The 18,881-nt window shown below is 61.5% G+C and carries 14 protein-coding genes; 13 read left to right on the top strand and 1 reads right to left on the bottom strand.

Annotated features, from left to right (window positions below; translation table 11 throughout):
- The first annotated feature begins 168 nt into the window (after positions 1-168).
- The 7 genes from dnaX (at position 169) to ETC27_RS17395 (ending at position 6,250) form a co-directional block, all read left to right on the top strand.
- Positions 169-2,349 carry a DNA polymerase III subunit gamma/tau gene (dnaX, locus tag ETC27_RS04365; RefSeq protein WP_136253800.1) on the top strand — a complete coding sequence of 727 codons (2,181 nt, stop codon included), beginning with the start codon at positions 169-171 and terminating at the stop codon, positions 2,347-2,349.
- 44 nt (positions 2,350-2,393) lie between these two features.
- Entirely contained in the window at positions 2,394-2,720 is a 327-nt protein-coding gene (locus ETC27_RS04360) for a YbaB/EbfC family nucleoid-associated protein (protein ID WP_136253799.1), read from the top strand.
- Positions 2,720-3,325: a recombination mediator RecR gene (gene recR / locus ETC27_RS04355; protein ID WP_136253798.1), complete on the top strand. Its 606-nt coding sequence runs from the start codon at positions 2,720-2,722 to the stop codon at positions 3,323-3,325. The genes ETC27_RS04360 and recR overlap by 1 nt, the downstream gene beginning before the upstream one ends.
- Before the next feature lie 31 nt (positions 3,326-3,356).
- Positions 3,357-4,499, top strand: coding sequence for a ribonuclease D (rnd, locus tag ETC27_RS04350; RefSeq protein WP_136253797.1), 1,143 nt, complete (start codon positions 3,357-3,359; stop codon positions 4,497-4,499).
- The gene (locus ETC27_RS04345; RefSeq protein ID WP_136253796.1) at positions 4,499-4,804 is read left to right on the top strand and encodes a YcgL domain-containing protein; all 306 of its coding nucleotides are present in this window, start codon (positions 4,499-4,501) and stop codon (positions 4,802-4,804) included. Before rnd ends, ETC27_RS04345 begins: the two co-directional genes overlap by 1 nt.
- Positions 4,805-4,857: 53 nt before the next feature.
- Positions 4,858-5,307, top strand: coding sequence for a YcgN family cysteine cluster protein (locus tag ETC27_RS04340; protein WP_136253795.1), 450 nt, complete (start codon positions 4,858-4,860; stop codon positions 5,305-5,307).
- 202 nt (positions 5,308-5,509) lie between these two features.
- Positions 5,510-6,250 (top strand): hypothetical protein, encoded by a 741-nt coding sequence (locus ETC27_RS17395; RefSeq protein ID WP_205742686.1) that lies wholly within the window; start codon positions 5,510-5,512, stop codon positions 6,248-6,250.
- 106 nt (positions 6,251-6,356) lie between these two features.
- Here ETC27_RS17395 and ETC27_RS04330 read toward each other — a convergent pair whose 3' ends face one another.
- The gene (locus ETC27_RS04330; RefSeq protein ID WP_136253794.1) at positions 6,357-8,414 is read right to left on the bottom strand and encodes a S9 family peptidase; all 2,058 of its coding nucleotides are present in this window, start codon (positions 8,412-8,414) and stop codon (positions 6,357-6,359) included.
- A gap of 69 nt (positions 8,415-8,483) precedes the next feature.
- On the opposite strand from ETC27_RS04330, the gene ETC27_RS04325 reads away from it, so the two are divergent.
- The 6 genes from ETC27_RS04325 (at position 8,484) to ETC27_RS04300 (ending at position 18,841) form a co-directional block, all read left to right on the top strand.
- The gene (locus ETC27_RS04325; RefSeq protein WP_136253793.1) at positions 8,484-8,906 is read left to right on the top strand and encodes a hypothetical protein; all 423 of its coding nucleotides are present in this window, start codon (positions 8,484-8,486) and stop codon (positions 8,904-8,906) included.
- A gap of 12 nt (positions 8,907-8,918) precedes the next feature.
- On the top strand, positions 8,919-10,781 hold the full coding sequence (locus ETC27_RS04320; protein ID WP_136253792.1) for a VWA domain-containing protein: 1,863 nt from the start codon (positions 8,919-8,921) through the stop codon (positions 10,779-10,781).
- Positions 10,774-11,577: a class II glutamine amidotransferase gene (locus tag ETC27_RS04315; RefSeq protein WP_136253791.1), complete on the top strand. Its 804-nt coding sequence runs from the start codon at positions 10,774-10,776 to the stop codon at positions 11,575-11,577. The genes ETC27_RS04320 and ETC27_RS04315 overlap by 8 nt, the downstream gene beginning before the upstream one ends.
- 337 nt (positions 11,578-11,914) lie before the next feature.
- Complete coding sequence (locus ETC27_RS04310; protein WP_136253790.1) at positions 11,915-13,576, top strand: AMP-binding protein; 1,662 nt, start codon at positions 11,915-11,917, stop codon at positions 13,574-13,576.
- Between the two features lie 127 nt (positions 13,577-13,703).
- Complete coding sequence (gene hrpA / locus ETC27_RS04305; RefSeq protein WP_136253789.1) at positions 13,704-17,723, top strand: ATP-dependent RNA helicase HrpA; 4,020 nt, start codon at positions 13,704-13,706, stop codon at positions 17,721-17,723.
- Positions 17,720-18,841 carry a beta-ketoacyl-ACP synthase III gene (locus ETC27_RS04300; RefSeq protein WP_136253788.1) on the top strand — a complete coding sequence of 374 codons (1,122 nt, stop codon included), beginning with the start codon at positions 17,720-17,722 and terminating at the stop codon, positions 18,839-18,841. Before hrpA ends, ETC27_RS04300 begins: the two co-directional genes overlap by 4 nt.
- The last annotated feature ends 40 nt before the right edge of the window (positions 18,842-18,881 follow it).

Raw genomic sequence — 18,881 nt, 5'->3', positions numbered from 1 at the left:
CCGCCTCCATTTCAGGACGAAATTCCTGTCTCTTTGTATGTACTCCCTCCTTGTCTTTCGGCCTTGAGCTCCAGCGGCTAGAATACCCACCGATTCAGGCAATACGCCTGGCCTTGCGTCGTGCGATGAACGGCGTCGTCTATATTCGATGAAAGGATCTCGTGCTGCATGAGCTATCAGGTCTTGGCCCGCAAATGGCGTCCCCGCACCTTCCATGAACTGGTAGGGCAGGAGCACGTTCAGCGCGCGCTGGTCAACGCTCTGGATCAGGGACGCTTGCACCACGCCTATCTGTTCACCGGAACCCGCGGCGTCGGCAAGACGACCCTGGCGCGCATCCTGGCCAAGTGCCTGAACTGCACCGCCAACGGCAATGATGATAGCGGCGTTACATCGACACCCTGTGGTCAGTGTGAAAACTGTCGATCCATCGACGATGGACGCTTCGTCGACCTGCTGGAGGTCGATGCTGCTTCGCGTACCAAGGTCGAGGATACACGCGAGTTGCTCGACAATGTGCAGTACGCGCCCACCCAGGGGCGTTACAAGGTGTACCTTATCGATGAGGTACACATGCTCTCGACTCACAGTTTCAATGCGCTGCTCAAGACACTCGAAGAGCCGCCGCCGCATGTGAAGTTCCTGCTCGCCACGACCGACCCGCAGAAGCTTCCCGTCACGGTGCTGTCGCGCTGCCTGCAGTTTACCCTCAAGAATATGCCGCCAGAGCGCATTGTCGAGCATCTGAGCAAGGTGCTCGAGGTTGAAGGCGTATCTTTCGATGAAAGCGCCCTGTGGCTGCTTGGCAAGGCAGCCGATGGCTCAATGCGCGATGCCATGAGTCTGACCGATCAGGCCATTGCCTTCGGCCAGGGTCAGGTGCGCCAAGGCGACGTCGCCGCCATGCTAGGCACCTTGGATCAACGCCATGTGCTGACGCTGCTCGAAGCACTGGCCGAAGTCGATGCTTCACGGGTGCTGAATGAAGTCGCGTCGCTTGCTGAGCAGGGGCCGGATTTTGCCGGCGTGCTCGATGACCTACTGGGTGTCCTGCACCGCCTGGCGGTAGCCCAAATGGTGCCCGGCGCCCTCGATAATGGCCACGGTGACCGCGAGGTCCTGCTGACGCTGGCGTCGCGCTTCACCGCCGAGGATGTTCAGCTCTATTATCAGATTGGCTTGCAGGGCCGTGGCGATATGGACCAGGCGCCGGAGCCGCGCACGGCGCTCGAGATGACGTTATTGCGCATGCTGGCCTTCCGACCCCAGGGCGTTCCCAAGCCGGCCCAGACGCCCTTGCCAATGACCGGCGATGCAGTCCCAGAGCAGACGCCTGAATCTCCCGCCGAGAGCACGCCAGCCGCAAGCCAGAGCGCGCCAGCTTCCCAGGAACCCGCTTCTGTCGTCGGTGCTGCTGCGCCAGATGTGATGCCTCATGCGTCTCCCACGCCGGCCTCGGCGGAAGGATCTCAGGACAAGCTGTCGCCGACCGCCCCTGCGGGCCCGGACACACCGACGTCAGTCGAGACATCACCCCCCCGGGGGGGTGAAAAGGCGCGGCCAGCCAGCGAGCTGCCGCCTCCCTGGGAAGCCTTGCCAGAGGACATACCAAACGATCCGGCAGCTCAGTCGGCGGCTTCCCTCCAAGGCGTTGAAGCGCCCGCCTGGCAGGACGACGAGGAATACGCCTCGGCAGCGGTGTCTGACGCCGTGGACGCAGGTAGTCCGTCATCTCATGTTCCCGAGCCCGAGCCCGAGCCTTCAATGGCGTCAGAGCCCCAGGAAGCGGTGGCGCCAGGCACGCCGGCCTCCCAATCGTTGGATTCCCCGTCGTCAGCAGTCGAGGAGGCAGCCGATGAGGTGGTTAAGCCCTCTGGGCGGTCAGAAACCTCTTCCATAGCGGCCGAGACCATGCCGGCGCCTTCGCATAATGAAGCCGATGCTCGCTTGAACCAGGCGGCCTGGCTTGGTCTTTTCGAGCAGTTGGGGCTTGGTGGCTTGACGCGCAACCTGGCGGCCCATTGCGTTGTCGAACAGGACGACGGCGATCAGCTGGATTTGCGCCTGGCGCCTTCCCAGTCGGCCATGAATGCCGAAGTCCACGTCAAGCGCATCCAGCAGGCATTGGCTGATGCGGGCGTTGATCGGAAGGTGCGTATCGAGGTCGGCGAGATCCCAGAAACGGTGGAAACGCCCCGAGGCCAGTCAGAGCGCATCGCTACAGAACGTCATGCGGTTGCGGTTGAAGCGCTCAAGGCTGACCCGCATATTCAGAAACTCCAGTCGACCTTTGGGGCTCGGCTGGTGGAAACCAGCGTCGAACCCCGACAGAATCCTGATTCGGCCTGACGTCTCTGGTTTACGATCCAATACGACTCAAGAGGAATCTCACCATGATGAAAGGTGGCATGGACAACCTGATGAAGCAGGCTCAGGAAATGCAGGAAAAAATGCAGCACGCCCAGGAAGAGGCCGCCAAGGCTGAAGTCCAGGGTGAAGCCGGCGCCGGCATGATCAAGATCACCATGAATGGCCGCCATGATGTCAGTAATGTCGATATCGACCCGAGCATCATGGAAGAAGACAAGGAGCTTCTCGAAGACTTGCTGGCCGCTGCGGTCAACGATGCCGTACGCAAGGTTGAGGCGGCTTCCAAGGCGCAGATGGAAGAGGCAACCGCTGGCTTGAACCTGCCGCCCGGCTTCAAGATGCCGTTCTGATGAGCTTCTCGCCCCTCGTTGACCGTTTGCTGGAATCGTTGCGTGTGTTGCCGGGGGTGGGGCCCAAGACCGCACAGCGCATGGCCTTGCACCTGCTCGAGCGCGAACGACAAGGGGGTGAGCGCCTGGCGGCCGTGCTCTCCCAGGCATTGGCGGAAGTCGGCTATTGCCGGCGTTGCCGCACCCTGACCGAAGAAGAGCTGTGTGGGCTCTGCAGCAGCACGCGCCGCGATGAGCGGCTCTTGTGTGTAGTGGAATCGCCCGCGGATATGCTGGCGATCGAGGAGGCCGGCGGTTATCACGGCCAGTATTTTGTCCTGCATGGCCACCTATCCCCTCTCGATGGCATAGGCCCTGATGATATCGGCCTCGATCAACTCGACGCGCGTCTCGCTGAAGAGGGGGTGGATGAGGTGATTTTGGCCACCAATCCCACCGTGGAGGGCGAAGCCACAGCGCATTACATCGCCAACCAGCTCATTGGTCGCGAGATTCGTCTGTCGCGCCTTGCCTATGGCGTTCCCATGGGCGGAGAGCTGGAATATGTCGACGGCGGCACCTTGAGCCGCGCCTTCAATGGTCGCTTGCCCTTTTCCGGAGAGTGAGTCGACGCCTGCCGTACTACTTGGAAACCCTATGTCCCTGGCACCCGAAAATCGCGATCTCGATATTCGCTGGATTGATACCCCGCAGGCGCTCAATGAGGCCTGCGAGGCGCTTTTAAGCGCTGATACTCTGGCACTGGATACCGAGTTCTTCCGCGAGTCGACATTCTATCCCGTCCCGGCGTTGGTGCAGCTCTGTGCCGGCGAGACGGCCTATCTGGTCGATCCTCAGGCGGTTGCCGCTACTCCCGCTTTAAAGGCCCTGCTGTCTGAGGGGCCGCTTAAACTTTTGCATGCCAGTAGCGAAGATCTCGAAGTGTTGGGCAGCTGGGCGGGGGTAAGCGTTTGGCCGCTCGTTGATACGCAGGTCGCGCAGGCGCTGCTCAGCGAAGACCCGGCGATGGGATATCAGCGGCTGGTAGAGCACTGGACGGGCCACGTTTTGCCCAAGGACGAGACGCGCTCCGATTGGCTTGAGCGTCCGCTGTCTGAGTCCCAGTGTCGTTATGCGGCTCTGGACGTGATTTATCTGCTGGACGTCTGGGAGGCTCAGCGTGCAGCACTGGAAATGCACGGACGGCTCGACTGGCTCGAAGCGGACTGTGCGGCGATCGTCGGCCAGGCGGGACGCAGCACTGATGCCGATGGCCAGTGGTACCTGCGGCATCGCCAGCTGTGGCGTCTCGAACGTCCCCAGATCGAGGCCTACCGCCGCCTGACCACCTGGCGAGAAGGCGAGGCGCGTGCCCGCAACCTGCCCCGTGGCTGGCTTGTCAACGACAAGCTGCTCTATGCGATTGCAGAGCGCATGCCCAAGGACCGTCATGGCCTGGCACAGGTCGAGGGCCTGAAACCTGGCGTGATCAAACGTGAGGGGGATACTCTACTGGCGCTGGTGCGCGAGGCGCGCCATTGCGATGAGGCCGAGCTTGCTGAAGCGTTGCCATCTCCGCTTACTGGCCCCTTCAAGAAACGCTACAAGGCGCTAAAACAGGTGATCACGGCACAGGCTGAAGCCCTAGGCATCGCGCCTGAGGTGCTGATGCGTCGTCGCGACATCGAGGCGCTGGTGGCCGCAAGCCTGCTACATCGTCCCTTGATCCTGCCAAATGGCTGGCGCGGTCAGTGCCTGGCCGATGATTTGGCCGATGCCCTCAATCAGGTAAACACTTAATGAGTGACGCAACTGCTCGCAAGTTACTTTGTGAAATCTTCAAGAGTTCACGTCAGGACGAGATGTATCTCTACGTCGATAAACGTAACGGGATGAAGGATGTGCCGCATGAGTTGCTTGAGCATTTCGGCAAGCCTGAGCCCGTGCTTACCATGATCCTGACGCCTGGCAAGAAACTGTCTCGTGCCAAGGCCTGTGATGTGATGGCCGCTATCGATGAAAAGGGCTTCTACTTGCAGATGCCGCCTGCCAAGGAGTCCTATCTGCTGGATCTCTATCGCACACCGATTCGGCCAAGTTACTGACGCCTTTGGCGTCGCATCGTCATCTGCGCCCGGTTGCGCATCAAGGAGTCCCCATGCGAGAGCGTTTCTGGGAGCGTTACCCCCTCGAAGAGTTGAGTGACACGGAATGGGAAGCGCTGTGCGATGGGTGCGGTCAATGTTGCCTGCTCAAGATCGAGGATGAAGTCAGTGGGGATGTGGCCGTGCTCAATGTGGCCTGCGAACTGCTGGATATTTCGTCCTGTCGCTGCAGCGATTACGAGAATCGTTTTGCCCGCGTGCCCGACTGTACCCAACTGACGGTAGCAAGAGTCGATGATTTTCGCTGGCTACCGCATTCATGTGCCTATCGACGCCTTCATGAAGGTCGCAAGCTAGCCGGCTGGCATCCGCTGATTTCCGGTGACCCCGCCAGGGTGCATCGCAAGGGCATCAGTGTGGCAAGTTTTGCTGTGTCCCAGAAAGAGGTGCCTGAAGAGGCCCTTGAAGACCATATCATCGCTATCCTGCCCATCGATGGTTAGTGTTTTCCTCCCTCCAAGCATGACGATTCTAGTGCGTCCCTGAGCATTTTGATTGCTGATCTTGCTGCCGAAGAACCATGCCCTTTTCCGATGGTGAATGGGGTAGTAGGTAACCATGCTATGCAGGTGTGTAACAAAATGTTTTGCGCAGGCCGAGAGGCGATGCGTCAGGCGAGCGACAGCAGCAGCAAGGGGGCAGGCAATGCACAAGTTCAAATTGACGGCCCTGGTGGTGGCAATCGGTTGTTTGTCATCGTCAGGTGCCCTGGCGCAATCGTCATCGGAAGAGAGTTTTTCGCGTCCGTTGCCAGAGGATGCGATGTCAGAAATCGGCAATGACACTCTGACGGAAAGGGAGCTGGATGCCCTGGTCGATGATTTCGAAGCGCCGGCAGCAGGCGGCGGCGGGTGCGGTAGTGGCTTTGAGGACGGCTGTAGTGGTTTCATCTTTCAAGTGGCAGCAGTAGACCCGCCGCCTGGAACACCCGGCCTCGAGCCACCCGTAACTGACCCAACCGACCCAACCGATCCAACCGATCCCGCTCCTGCTCCCGACCCCGATCCCGATCCCACTGATCCTGGTGATGATGCTACCGGCGGTGGCGGTGGCGGTGGTTCCGGCGGCGGCGGTGGCGGTGGTTCCGGCGGCGGCGGTGGCGGTGGTTCCGGCGGCGGTGGCGGTGGTTCCGGCGGCGGCGGCGGTGGTTCCGGCGGTGGCGGCGGTGGTTCCGGCGGTGGCGGCGGTGGTTCCGGCGGCGGCGGTGGTGGTTCCGGCGGCGGCGGGAATGGTGGCTCTGGAGGCGGCAGCGGCGGTTCCGGTGGAGGTGGTAGCGGTTCCGGTGGTAGTGGTTCCGGTGGAGGCGGCAGCGGCGCCGGCGGCAATGGCGGAAGTGGGGGTAGCGGCGGCGGTGCCGGTGGTACTGGCTCCGGGGCTGGCGGTTAATCGCGCTAAGGCGTTAATGCCAACCTGGTGGTCAGCCTCATACGCCAGTATAAAAGGCCTCGCTCGGCTAATGCCGGGCGAGGCCTTGTCATGGGCGGGCGGAGAATCACTCGCGCTTGATGAGCCCCAGTGCCCAGAGGATGTAGGCATCCTGTCGCGCGTTGTCGCGCCAGGCCTTGAAGCGGCCGGAAGCACCGCCATGACCGGCTCCCATGTCGGTACGCAGGATCACGGGGCCACGGGCGCTACCCAGCTCCTGCAGGCGGGCATAGAGCTTGGCAGGCTCCCAGTAAGGTACCCGGGCATCGTGCCAGCTGCCCTGCAGAAATACGCTGGGGTAGGGCTGGGCCTGAAGGTTGTCCAGCGGTGAATAGTCCTTTATGCGCTGGTGAACGATGGGGTCACAAGGATTACCCCATTCGGTGTACTCGGCAATGGTCAACGGCAGGTCAGGGTTTTCCATGGTGCGCAGCACGTCCACAAAGGGAACATCGAGCACCGCGGCGCAGAAGGCCTCTGGCGCGAGGTTCAGGCTAGCACCTACCAGCAGCCCGCCAGCACTGGCGCCGTAGGCCACGACCCGCTCTTGATCACTTAGCCCCATGTCGACCAGGCGGTCACGGGCCGCCAGGAAGTCACGGAAGCTGTTTTCCTTGTGCTCGAGCTTGCCGGCTAGGTACCAGGGCTCGCCTCGATCACCGCCACCCCGCACATGGGCCACGGCAAAGGCGACGCCTCGTTCCAGAAGCTCAAGCCTTGCCACCGAGAACCAGGGATCGAGCACTTCCCCGTAGGCGCCGTAGCCGTAGAGCAGGGTCGGCATGGGAGCCTGGCCGAGACGATCAGCACGGCCAACGATAGACACCGGCACCCGGTCGCCATCGTGGGCCTCGGCCCACACTCGCTGGCACATCAGCTGCGATGGCTGGAGGGTGCCATGCACCGGCTGCTCCTTCAGCAAGGTGCGCTCACCCGTGTCCAGATCGTGGGCAAGCCAGCGAATCGGCAGCGTGAAGGATTCTTCCCGCAGCAACAGCCGACGCTCGTTAAAGTGCGGGGTGTCACCCAGTGCCAGGCTGCAGGGTTCTTCGGGCAGTGGCAGGCGGTCATCACGCTGTATGCCGTGCTGGGCGTCAAGCTCCACTACCCGCAGATAGACCTGAGCCCTGTCATGGTCGCGTTCGGTGATCACAAGTCCCCAATCGAAGGCGTCAACGCCCTCGAGGGTCTGATCATCGCGATGCGCCATCAGAGGTTGCCAGGCGTCGTGGCTGGCTTCGGGACCGGTTTCCGGGCAAACATCCAGGCGGAAGTGCGGCGCCTCACGATTATTGAGCACGTAAAAGTGGCCGGGGCGATGCTCGATCGCATATTCGACGCCGGTTTCCCGAGCATGGAAGCACTGAGGCTCACTGGCCGGCAGGTTGGCCGGCACCAGGTAGCATTCGCTGGTGTCCTTTGAGGCGCTTTCCAGTACCAGCCACGCCCGTGAACGGGTCTTGCCGATGCCGAGCCAGAACTCCGGGTCGTCCTCACGCAGTATTAACTCGGCTTCCTGCTCAGGCGCCGCCGTGTCCAACCTCCAGATACTCTCCGGGCGTTGGATGTCATCGTAACGAGTAAACAGCAGGGTTCGATCATCTTCCGCCCAGCAAAGCTCCGGGCCGATGCCGTCAAGCAAGCGCTTGGGGGCGCCGTCAGGCAATGGCTTGAGATAGAGCGTGAACATCTCGTCGCCATTGGTATCTTCGGTCCAGGCCAGCCAGGCTTCATTGGGTGATAGCGCCATGTCGCCGATCTCGAAGAAATCCAATGAAGCGGCGCGAGCGTCAAGGTCGAGAAAGCATTCGCGCTTGGATGGCGCGTCGAGTGGATGGCGCCACCAGCGCGGGTAATCGGCGTCGGCGGCGGTCTCACTCCAGTAGGTGAAGTGATCCAGCGGCGCCGGCAGACCGGTCACGGCCAGTTCGCGGCGAGCCAGATGACCCTGGTAGAGCGCTTCGACGACGGGCTCCAGTGGCGCAAACCAGGCGCTGCTTTCGGCGTTGGTGGCCTCAAGGAAGTCGCTAACGGACGAGTCATCGCGGTTTTCCAGCCAGTGCCAGTCAGGGTCGTCCGGGCGGCGGAAGCGGTCGATGTGCGAGGCAGACGGCTGTGCTTTCATTGGGTGCGGTGTACCATATGGGCAATTAATCGTGGATGTGCGCGCCAGAAGGCGTTTGCTTGGAGAGAAATGATGCTGTTGTCTAATTCGCTGCCACAACTGTGGCTGATCTATGCTCTATTGTCGCTGGTCGTGCTGGTGACTGGCCACCTGGGAATTCGCTTCCTTCCCCGGTTGCCTCGTTGGATCGTCACCGGGGTAGTGGCCGGCATCATTTGGATGCCTACAAGCTACGCGCTGCCGACCCTGGAGCAAGCCGAGTCTCACTCAGGCATCGCGCCCGCTATCGTGGTGGCCGCGGTGGCCATGCTTCAAGGCAAAGGGGGCGCTATGGTTGGCGCCTTGCTGCTGTTGGTTGTGGGGATGGTGCTGGGCGCCTTGCTGGGGTTTGGTGTCTGGCATCTCGGGCGCCGGCCAGCGGCGACAAAGACGACTGACGTTAAGCAGCCGGAGGCTTCAAACCATGAACGTCAGGAGCCGGTGATCGGTTAAGGGGAAGGGCCTATGCGCGTCATCCTAGGTGCCGTGCTGGGTTGCCTGCTGTGGTCGACCACCGTTTTGGCCCAGCAGGCGACAGAGGACGTCGAGTCACAGAACGGTAAACCGGGGGCGGCGCTTGCCTCGGATGTGCGCGTGATCTTCGATGTTTCCGGCAGCATGCGAGAGAATGACCCTGAACGCTTGAGTGCCAGTGCACTGGAGCTTCTGGCCGCACTGCTTCCCTCGAGTTCTCGCGGTGGTCTTTGGACCTTCGGCGAGCGCGTCGACAATCCGCTACCGATAAGCTCAGTGGATCAGGATTGGCGTGAGCAGGCGCGCTCACTGGCCCCTCGACTGGTTGATTATCAGCAGTACACGGATATCGAGGCGGCCATCCGTCAGGCCAGTGAGGCGCCGGGTAACGGGCGGCACCTGGTGCTGCTCACCGATGGGGTGATCGATCTGGCCCCGGATGGCGGCAACAAGGCGTCAAGAGATGCTCGCTCACGCCGGGTGCTGCTCGAGGAGCTCGTCCCCTCGCTTGCTGAGCGGGGCGTGACCATTCACGCCATCGCCTTTTCCCAACAGGCTGACCTTGCCTTGGTCGAGAGCCTGGCTCAGTCGAGTCAGGGGCTGGCGGCTCTTGCTCAGAGTCCTGAGGATCTGCTGCGCGGCTTCCTCGATATCTTCGAGCGCATTTTTCCCACCGACCAGGTACCACTGAGTGATAACCGCTTTCCTATCGATCCGGAGGTAGAGTCCTTCTCCGCACTGCTGTTCCATGAGCCGGACGCAGCGCCGCCGGTACTTGTCGGTCCCGATGGTCGTCGCTATTCACCTAAGGATCTTCCGGCAGGGGCCAGCTGGCAGCGTGAGCCGCGCTTTGATCTGATCACGGTTCCATCGCCGGAGGAAGGCGAGTGGCGGATCGAAGGCGCGCTCGAAAGGGACAGTCGTGTGAGCGTGGTATCGCCGCTTGCGATGAACACCTCACCACTCCCCGCGACGCTCTATCAGGGATTCGACCTGCCGCTGGACGTCTGGTTCGAGAGAGAAGATGGTGATTCCCTTGCTGCGAACGTTCGACAGGACATGCGGGTCACGGTTGAACTCCAGACGATCGATGGGTCAGTGGCAGAAAGACGTTCACTGACGCGCGTCACACCCGACGATGCCCGTTTCAGGGGCGTGCTACCCGCCCCGTCCCTGACCGGTAACGCGCGTCTGGTCATTGATGCGCAAGGCGAGCGCATTCATCGCCAACGGGTCCAGGCGGTCAATGTGTTACCCGCTATCAGTGCCCGCCGAGAAGGCGGTCACGTGTGGCTTGAGGCCGAGCACCCCGAGCTTGATACCACCAACACACGTCTCAGCGCGACGCTTCAGGGTGAGCCCCTCCCCATTGAGGCCACCGACGAGCGTCGCTGGCGCGTGACGTTACCCGAGCTTTCGGGCGACATAGGACTGCCGTTGCAGATTGATGCCGATATCGAGCTGGGCGGAGAGTCACGGGCGCTAAATCTGCCGCGGCTGCTCCTCAACGCTGACGGTCGCATCCTGGTCGATCAGGCACGCCTGGACGGCGCCAAGATGACCAGTCGTGACCTGCATCGGCAACCGGAGGATGCATCGAGCTCGCCGAGTGGGAAGGCCTCAAATGAAGGGGCGGTCGCCGATCGAATCGTCAACGCCATCAATGCGCTTCCCGCCAAGGCCGGGCGTCTGGTCCATCGCCTAAACGACCAGCCCCGATCAAGGTTTGTCTGGGCCGCGCTGGCCGCTGTCGTTCTGCTGATACTACTCTGGGCGCTTTTCGCGCGTAGGCGTCGTGTGCGCAACATGTCTCAACCCCACACGCAGCAGCGCAGAGAGGATCCTCATGTGTGAATTGCTCGGCATGAGCGCCAATGTGCCTACCGATATCTGCTTCAGTTTCGCAGGATTTCTGCATCGTGGTGGTGGCACCGGGCCGCACCGTGATGGCTGGGGCATTGCCTTCTACGAGGAGGGCGGCTATCGCGAGTTTCGCGACCCGCATCCCTCGGTAGATTCGCCGATCGCCAGCCTGATTCGCGATTATCCGATCAAGTCGCATATCGTGATCAGTCATATTCGCCAGGCCAATGTCGGCCATGTGAGCCTTGCCAATACCCATCCATTCACTCGTGAGATGTGGGGGCGTCCCTGGTGTTATGCCCATAACGGTCAGCTCGAAGGCTGGCAGGATCTGCCACTTGGTGTCTCTCGACCGATAGGAGGCACTGACAGTGAACATGCCTTCTGTTACCTGATGGGAGAGCTTCGCCACCATTTCCCCACCCCTCCCAAGGACCCTCAGGCGCTTTGGGCGTTGGTTCACCGCTGCTGTGAGCGGCTGCGCGGCAAGGGTGTATTCAACCTGCTGCTCTCCGACGGCATTTACCTCTATAGCTTCTGCTCCACCAAACTTGCCCATATCACGCGCCGGGCGCCTTTCGGTGAGGCCAACCTGTCGGATGCCGAACTGAACGTGAATTTCGCCGAGCATACCACTGAGCATGATGTGGTCTCGGTGATAGCGACCGAGCCACTGACCGATAACGAGAACTGGGTGCGGATGGCGCCTGGAGAGCTTCTGGTATGGCATGACGGAGAGATACAGGCGCGTTTTCTGCCAGACTCAGCATCATCTCAAGCGTTCTAGACCCAACTGTGGATAAACGGACAGCCTTGAGGAACGTCTGTCTCTATCGACTATCCTGTTGTTAAGTACTTAACATAAGTACTTATGTTAGGTGCTTATGTTAGGTGCTTATGTTAGGTGCTTATGTTGGGTACTTGTGTGAAGTACTTAGATTTTTCGTCAGCCATAATGACCAAAGTGGCATGGCGTCAGTGATCCATTAGTGGCAAATTCTGATCGATGTTTAACGCTTGTTTCAATCATGTGTTTGAATGCGGCGTTCCGGCTACCAGCCGTCAGTTTTCAACAACAATGATCAGTGCGTCGGCGGTGTCGGCGCTTTTGGGGAGATCCGCCCATGAGTGAGCATGTCAGTGCAGCGACCCTCACAGGTCCAGTCCTCGAAGGGCTCGACGACTACACGTCGGTGATGGATATCTTCCACCGCTCGGTCGAGCGCTTCGCCGATAAGCCGGCTTTCAGCTGTATGGGCCAGATCCTGACCTATGCCGACCTTGATCGCTTGTCGGGCGATTTCGCCGCCTGGCTCCAACACGAGACGAGCCTGGAGCCCGGGGATCGCATCGCCATTCAGCTCCCCAATGTGTTGCAGTTTCCGGTAGCGGTATTCGGTGCCTTGCGTGCCGGACTGGTGGTGGTCAATACCAACCCGCTCTATACCGAGCGGGAGATGCTCCACCAGTTCAAGGACTCCGGTGCCAAGGCGATCCTGATTCTGGCCAATATGGCCGATAAGCTCGAGAACGTACTCGACAAGACTGACATCGAACACGTGGTGGTGACTGAGCTTGGTGACCTGCATCGCTTCCCTAAGCGATTGTTAATCAACGCGGTCGTCAAGTACGTGAAGAAGCTGGTCCCTCATTACGCTTTGCCGACGGCGGTGGGATTTCGCTCGGCCCTGAACAAAGGGCGGCGACTGGCTCACGAGGAAGTGGCACGTGCCCCCGAAGATATGGCCGCCTTGCAGTACACGGGGGGAACTACGGGGCGCGCCAAGGGGACGATGCTTTCCCACCGCAACCTGATCGCCAATATGCTCCAGGCGCGAGAGGCCATTGGTCCGGCCTTGGATGACGGCGCTGAAACCATCATTGCGCCGTTGCCGGTCTACCATATCTACACCTTCACGGTGAATTGCCTGTTCATGGTCGAGACCGGTAATCATTCGGTGTTGATCACCAATCCTCGCGATCTGGACGGCTTCGTCAAGCTGCTCAAGAAGACCCCCTTTACCGGCTTCATTGGTCTCAACACCCTGTTCAATGCGCTCTGTCAGCGCAAGGATTTCCAGTCGCTCGATTTCACGCCGCTCAAGCTGACCATCTCGGGTGGCATGGCGCTGACACGTGCGGCGGCGGAGCGCTGGGAAAGCCTGACCGGCTGCGCCATCGCCGAGGGCTATGGCATGACCGAGACCTCGCCGATCGTCTCCTTCAATCCGGTCGATGCCATTCAGCTCGGCAGCATTGGCAAACCGGTGGCGGGTACCGAGGTGCGGGTCATCGGCGATGATGGCGAGGCCCTGGCCCTGGGCGAGCCCGGCGAACTCTGCGTGAAGGGGCCACAGGTGATGAAAGGCTACTGGAATCTGCCAGAGGAAACTGCCAAGACCCTCGATGATGAAGGATGGATCCGCACCGGCGATATCGCCGTACTGCAGGAAGATGGTTACATTCGCATCGTCGATCGCAAGAAGGACATGATTATCGTCTCCGGGTTCAATGTGTACCCCAACGAGATCGAGGACATCGTCACCGGTCATCAGGATGTGATCGAGGCAGCAGCGGTTGGCATCGAGGACGAAAACAGCGGCGAGGCGATCAAGCTGTTCGTGGTCAGCCGCAACCCGGAACTGGATGCCGATGCGGTGCGCGCCTATTGCCGCAAACAGCTTTCCGCCTACAAGGTGCCGCGTTTCGTCGAGTTCCGTGATGAGCTGCCAAAGACTAACGTTGGCAAGGTGTTGCGCCGCGAGCTACGCGATACGCCTTCTTGATGGCCGAGGGTTATGGTTGAGCGAGGCCTGGCCATGAGTAGGCACCATCGCCAGGCGGGCGGTACAATGACGGACCCGCCTCGGCATGGCCGTCGCGGGTCGCTGACTTATAGCCAATGAGGTTGCCTTGAGCACCACGACGTCCCGCTCCCCGACTGCCGCCGATACGACTCGCCTCAACGTCCTTGAGCAACAGCTCGATGACTGCCTGCATAGCGATGCCCAGCGCCTGGGCAAACGCCTGGCTGGGCTCAAACGCCGGGCCAAGCAAGGCCAGCCCATTGATCGCGGCCTCACTGAGGTCGAGCAGCAGCTGGCGAAATCCAAGCAGCGTCTCGCCAAGCGTCGCGGTCAGGCAGTCAGCCTCAATTATCCGTCTGAACTGCCGGTGGTCGAGCACCGGGATGACATTCTTGAGGCGCTTCGTGACCATCAGGTGGTGGTGGTGGCCGGCGAGACCGGCTCCGGCAAGACCACACAGCTGCCCAAGCTGTGCCTGGAGTTGGGGCTTGGACGTCGTGGCCTGATCGGCCACACCCAGCCGCGGCGGCTGGCGGCTCGTTCCGTGGCCACGCGGCTTGCCGAGGAGCTCGAGGTCAATCTGGGTGAGCAGGTCGGTTATCAGGTGCGTTTCACCGACCAGACCAACGACGCCACCCTGATCAAGCTGATGACCGACGGCATTCTGCTTGCCGAGACACAGCATGACCCGGACCTATCCCGCTACGACGCCATCATCATTGACGAGGCCCACGAGCGCAGTCTCAATATCGATTTCCTGCTGGGCTATCTCAAGCGTCTGACCGCGCGTCGCCCGGATCTTAAGATCATCATTACTTCGGCAACCATCGACGTGGAGCGCTTCGCCGAGCATTTTGCCGACGAGCGCCGTCCTCAAGAAGACGGCAGTGCGACGCCGGCACCGGTGGTGCAGGTCTCCGGGCGCACCTACCCGGTGGAAGTGCGCTACCGACCGCTGTTGCGTTCGGAAGATGACGAAGAGGACCGCACGCTGCAGGAGGGCATCCTGCATGCCGTCGAGGAGGTCGAGGCTATCGAGCGCGAGAAGGGCTGGTGGCATGGCCCGCGTGATGTGCTGATCTTCCTGCCGGGCGAACGCGAGATCCGTGAGGCGGCCGACACCCTGCGTCGGGCCGACCTGAAGGGCACCGAGGTGCTGCCACTCTATGCACGGCTCTCCAACGCCGAGCAGAACCGGGTCTTTCAGTCGCATGCCGGACGGCGCATCGTGCTCTCGACCAACGTTGCCGAGACCTCGCTGACGGTGCCAGGCATCCGCTACGTGATCGACCCGGGCCTGGTGCGCATAAGTCGTTACAGCTACCGCGCCAAGGTGCAGCGGCTGCCCATTGAGCCGATCAGCCAGGCCAGTGCGGATCAGCGCAAGGGCCGCTGCGGACGTATCAGCGAGGGCGTATGCATTCGGCTATACGACGAGGATGACTACCTCTCGCGTCCCGCCTTCACCGAACCCGAGATCCAGCGCACCAACCTGGCGTCGGTGATCCTGTCGATGCTGTCGCTAAAACTCGGCGAGATCGAGGCCTTTCCGTTCGTTGATGCCCCGGATTCACGCTTCATCAAGGACGGTTTCCGGCTGCTCTTCGAGCTCGGCGCCGTCGATGAGCGTAACCGCCTGAGCGGCATGGGGCGCCGCCTGGCGCGCTTGCCTATCGATCCAAGGCTTGCCCGCATGGTGCTGGCCGGCGCCGAATCGGGCTGTCTGCGTGAGACCTTGATCGTGGTCTCGGCGCTGGCGATTCAGGACCCCAGAGACCGCCCTGCCGACAAGCGTCAGGCCGCCGATCAGGCCCATGCGCGCTGGAAGGACCCAGATTCTGACTTCGTCGCCTGGTTGAATCTGTGGAATGGCTTCGAGGCCGCCCGGGAAGAGCTTTCCGGCAACCAGCTGCGTCGCTGGTGTCGCGAGCATTACCTGAGTTACCTGCGGCTTCGCGAGTGGCACGATACCTTCCGCCAGCTGCGTCAGCTGCTCGGTGACATGGACATCAAGGTGCCTTCCCCCGAGCCGTTGCCCGAAGACGATGAGGCGCGAGCCAAGCGCCGCCGCGAAAACGCCACGACGCTGCACCAGGCGCTTTTGACCGGGCTGCTATCGAACATCGGACAGCTTCTGGAGACCCGCGAGTACCTGGGTGCCCGCAATCGCAAGTTCCAGATTCACCCGAGCTCCGGGCTTGGCCGCAAGCGCCCCAAATGGGTCATGGCCGGCGAGCTGGTCGAGACATCGAAGCTGTTTGCCCGTGAGGTGGCACGCATCGAGCCGCAGTGGATCGAGCCACTGGCGGGCCATCTGGTCAAGCGCACCTATAGTGAGCCCCACTGGGAAATGAAACGCGCCCAGGTGGTCGCCTTCGAGCAGGTGACGCTGTTTGGCCTGCCGATCGTCAGCCGCCGCCGGGTTCACTACGGGCCCATCGCCCCGGCCGAAGCCAGGGAGCTTTTCATCCGCCGCGCCCTGGTCGAGGGCGAATACCAGACCAAGGCCGATTTCTTCGCGCATAACCGCTCGATGATTGAAGAGGTCGAGGATCTCGAGGACCGTGCCCGCAAGCGGGATATCCTGGTCGACGAGGAGACGCTGTTCGATTTCTACGACCAGCGTCTGCCCGCCGATATCATCAACGGCAAGGGCTTCGAGGCTTGGCGCAAGAAGGCCGAAGCCGAGGATCCCGGCATCCTCAAGTTCGACCGTGAGGCATTGATGGCCCGCGGGGCCGAGGATGTCACCGAGCAGCAGTATCCCCACGAGCTCACGCTCGGCGGCGTGCGCTACCCGCTTCACTATCATTTCGAGCCGGGAGCCAACGACGATGGCGTGACCATGACGGTACCGGCGGCGATGCTTTCCCAGTTGCCCGTCGAACGGCTCGAATGGCTGGTGCCGGGGCTTCTGCGCGAGAAATGCATCGCGTTGATGAAATCGCTGCCCAAGTCCGTGCGCCGGCAGGTAGTCCCCATTCCTGATTGGGTGGACGCGGCTCTTGCCACCCTGACGCCGGATGACATCTCTTTGACCGCCGCCCTTGGCGACTTCCTGCGGATCAAGACCGGCCTGCGTCTCGCCCCCGATGACTGGCAGGTCGATCAGCTGGAGCCGCACCTGCGCATGAACCTGAGCGTGGTGGATCACCAGGGCAATGTGCTGGGCGAGGGCCGCGATCCGGTAGAGCTTGAGCAGCACTTCGCCAGGGCGGCAAGCGAGGGCGCTCGTGCGCTTGCCGAGCAGGCCACCGATCAGCAGCAGGCGCTCGATGACTTGCCTGAAACGGCGCTGCCTGAATCGCGGGTGACCACCCAGGCGGGGATTCGTGTCGAGGCCTTCCCGGCGTTGGTCGAGGCCTCAAAGGGGCTTGCCGTCGAGCTCTTCGAACATCCCGTCAAGGCGCGCGAAGCGCATCGTCATGGCATCAAGCGCCTGGCGATGGAACGATCCCCCGACGCGCTGCGCGAGCTCAAGCGCCTCAAGGGGGTCGACAAGTGTGCGCTCCTGTTTACCAAGGTGGGTAGCAAAGCCCAACTCGTCGACGATCTGGTCGAAGCGGTCTTTCTGCAGGTGGTGGCGGTTGATCCCTTGCCGCGCTCGCGAAATGAACTCGAGACGCGTCTGTCTGAGACGCAGGACCAGCTGCTGCCTCATGGTGAGCACCTAGTGGGCGTGCTGGAGCGCGCCTTGAACGGCCACCTGGCGGTGACCAAGGCGTTGAAGGGCAACCTCAGCTTTGCCCTGGCACTGGTGTACAGTGACCTTAAGGCACAGATGCAGCGGTTGGTGCACCCGGGGTTCGTGGTCGAAGCCGGGGCTTGGCTTGAACAGTATCCGCGCTATATGGAAGCGGCACAGATTCGTCTTGAGAAGGCGCCAAGAGAACGCAACCGTGATCAGATGTTGATGCAGGAAGTTCAGGGCTTCGAGACGCGCCTCAGCAAGCGGCGTGAGGCGGGACGGCGCCACGGACCGGAAGACCCGGAGCTGACCGAATTCGGCTGGTGGATAGAAGAGCTGCGCGTTTCGTTATTTGCCCAACAGCTTGGCACCTTGGTGCCGATTTCCACCAAGCGCCTCGAGAAGCGCTGGGCAGAAATTACAGGGAGAACCTCATGAGCACCGCAGTGATCACCGGCAGCGGGCTCTACACGCCGCCCCATGCCATCGATAATGCCGCCTTGGTCGAGGCCTTCAATGCCTGGGTGGACGCCGACAATGCCCGGCACGCCGACGCCATCGCGGCCGGCGAGCATGAGGCCCTTGCGTATTCCAGCAGTGAGTTTATCGAGAAGGCCTCGGGCATCTTGAGTCGCTACGTGCTGGATGCCGAGGGGATTCTGGATCCGCAGCGCATGCGCCCCAATCTGCCCCAGCGAGGAAACGACGAGCTGTCGATTCAGGCCAGTATGGGTCTGGAGGCGGCCCGACAGGCACTGGACACGGCGGGCGTCCAGGCCGATGAGATCGACCTGGTGATCGTCGCCTGCTCCAACCTGGAACGGGCATACCCTGCGGTGGCGGTGGAACTTCAGGCAGCGCTCGGCGCTTTCGGGCATGCGTATGACATGAATGTGGCCTGTAGCTCGGCCACCTTCGCCCTCGATGCCGCCCGCAATGCGATTCTCGCTGGCAGCGCCAGGCGGGTGTTGGTGGTCAGCCCCGAGATCTGCTCGGCGCATCTCAACTTTCGCGACCGCGACAGTCACTTCATCTTCGGCGATGCCTGCACGGCGCTTCTCGTCGAAGAGGATGCCGTGGCGCGTGCCGAGGAGCGATTCGAGATCCTCGGTACGCGTCTGGTCACGCAGTTCTCCAATGCCATTCGCAACAACGCCGGTTTCCTCAATCGCGTCACCGATGCCGATCCCCAGGCGCTCGACAAGCTCTTCGTGCAGGAAGGGCGGCGCGTTTTCAAGGAAGTATGCCCACTGGTGGCCTCGCTCATACGCGGGCATCTGGATGATATGGGACAAACGCCCGATGATGTGTCGCGTCTCTGGTTGCACCAGGCCAACCGCCACATGAACGATCTTATCGCGCGCCGGGTGCTGGGTCAGACGCCACGCGCGGATCAGGCGCCGATCATTCTGGATCGTTATGCCAACACCAGCTCAGCAGGCTCTATTATCGCCTTCCATCTGCACCGGGATGATCTGCCATCGGGTGCGCTGGGGGTGGTGTGTTCCTTCGGGGCCGGCTACAGTGCCGGCTGCGTCGTGGTGCGCCGTGTATGACGACCGTAAAATGATGCCAAGGACTGCCAAGGGAACGTCG

This window comes from Onishia niordana (assembly GCF_004798965.1).
GTDB lineage: Bacteria > Pseudomonadota > Gammaproteobacteria > Pseudomonadales > Halomonadaceae > Onishia > Onishia niordana.
Note: the sequence above shows the minus strand (reverse complement) of the source record. Positions and strands in the feature narration are given on the sequence as shown.

Coding starts and splice junctions, on each gene's coding strand:
- ETC27_RS04325 (WP_136253793.1), top strand. CDS start 8,484: ATGATGCTGTTGTCTAATTCGCTGCCACAACTGTGGCTGATCTATGCT.
- ETC27_RS04300 (WP_136253788.1), top strand. CDS start 17,720: ATGAGCACCGCAGTGATCACCGGCAGCGGGCTCTACACGCCGCCCCAT.
- dnaX (WP_136253800.1), top strand. CDS start 169: ATGAGCTATCAGGTCTTGGCCCGCAAATGGCGTCCCCGCACCTTCCAT.
- rnd (WP_136253797.1), top strand. CDS start 3,357: ATGTCCCTGGCACCCGAAAATCGCGATCTCGATATTCGCTGGATTGAT.
- ETC27_RS04320 (WP_136253792.1), top strand. CDS start 8,919: ATGCGCGTCATCCTAGGTGCCGTGCTGGGTTGCCTGCTGTGGTCGACC.
- ETC27_RS04330 (WP_136253794.1), bottom strand. CDS start 8,414: ATGAAAGCACAGCCGTCTGCCTCGCACATCGACCGCTTCCGCCGCCCG.
- ETC27_RS04310 (WP_136253790.1), top strand. CDS start 11,915: ATGAGTGAGCATGTCAGTGCAGCGACCCTCACAGGTCCAGTCCTCGAA.
- ETC27_RS04360 (WP_136253799.1), top strand. CDS start 2,394: ATGATGAAAGGTGGCATGGACAACCTGATGAAGCAGGCTCAGGAAATG.
- ETC27_RS04345 (WP_136253796.1), top strand. CDS start 4,499: ATGAGTGACGCAACTGCTCGCAAGTTACTTTGTGAAATCTTCAAGAGT.
- ETC27_RS04315 (WP_136253791.1), top strand. CDS start 10,774: ATGTGTGAATTGCTCGGCATGAGCGCCAATGTGCCTACCGATATCTGC.
- ETC27_RS17395 (WP_205742686.1), top strand. CDS start 5,510: ATGCACAAGTTCAAATTGACGGCCCTGGTGGTGGCAATCGGTTGTTTG.
- recR (WP_136253798.1), top strand. CDS start 2,720: ATGAGCTTCTCGCCCCTCGTTGACCGTTTGCTGGAATCGTTGCGTGTG.
- ETC27_RS04340 (WP_136253795.1), top strand. CDS start 4,858: ATGCGAGAGCGTTTCTGGGAGCGTTACCCCCTCGAAGAGTTGAGTGAC.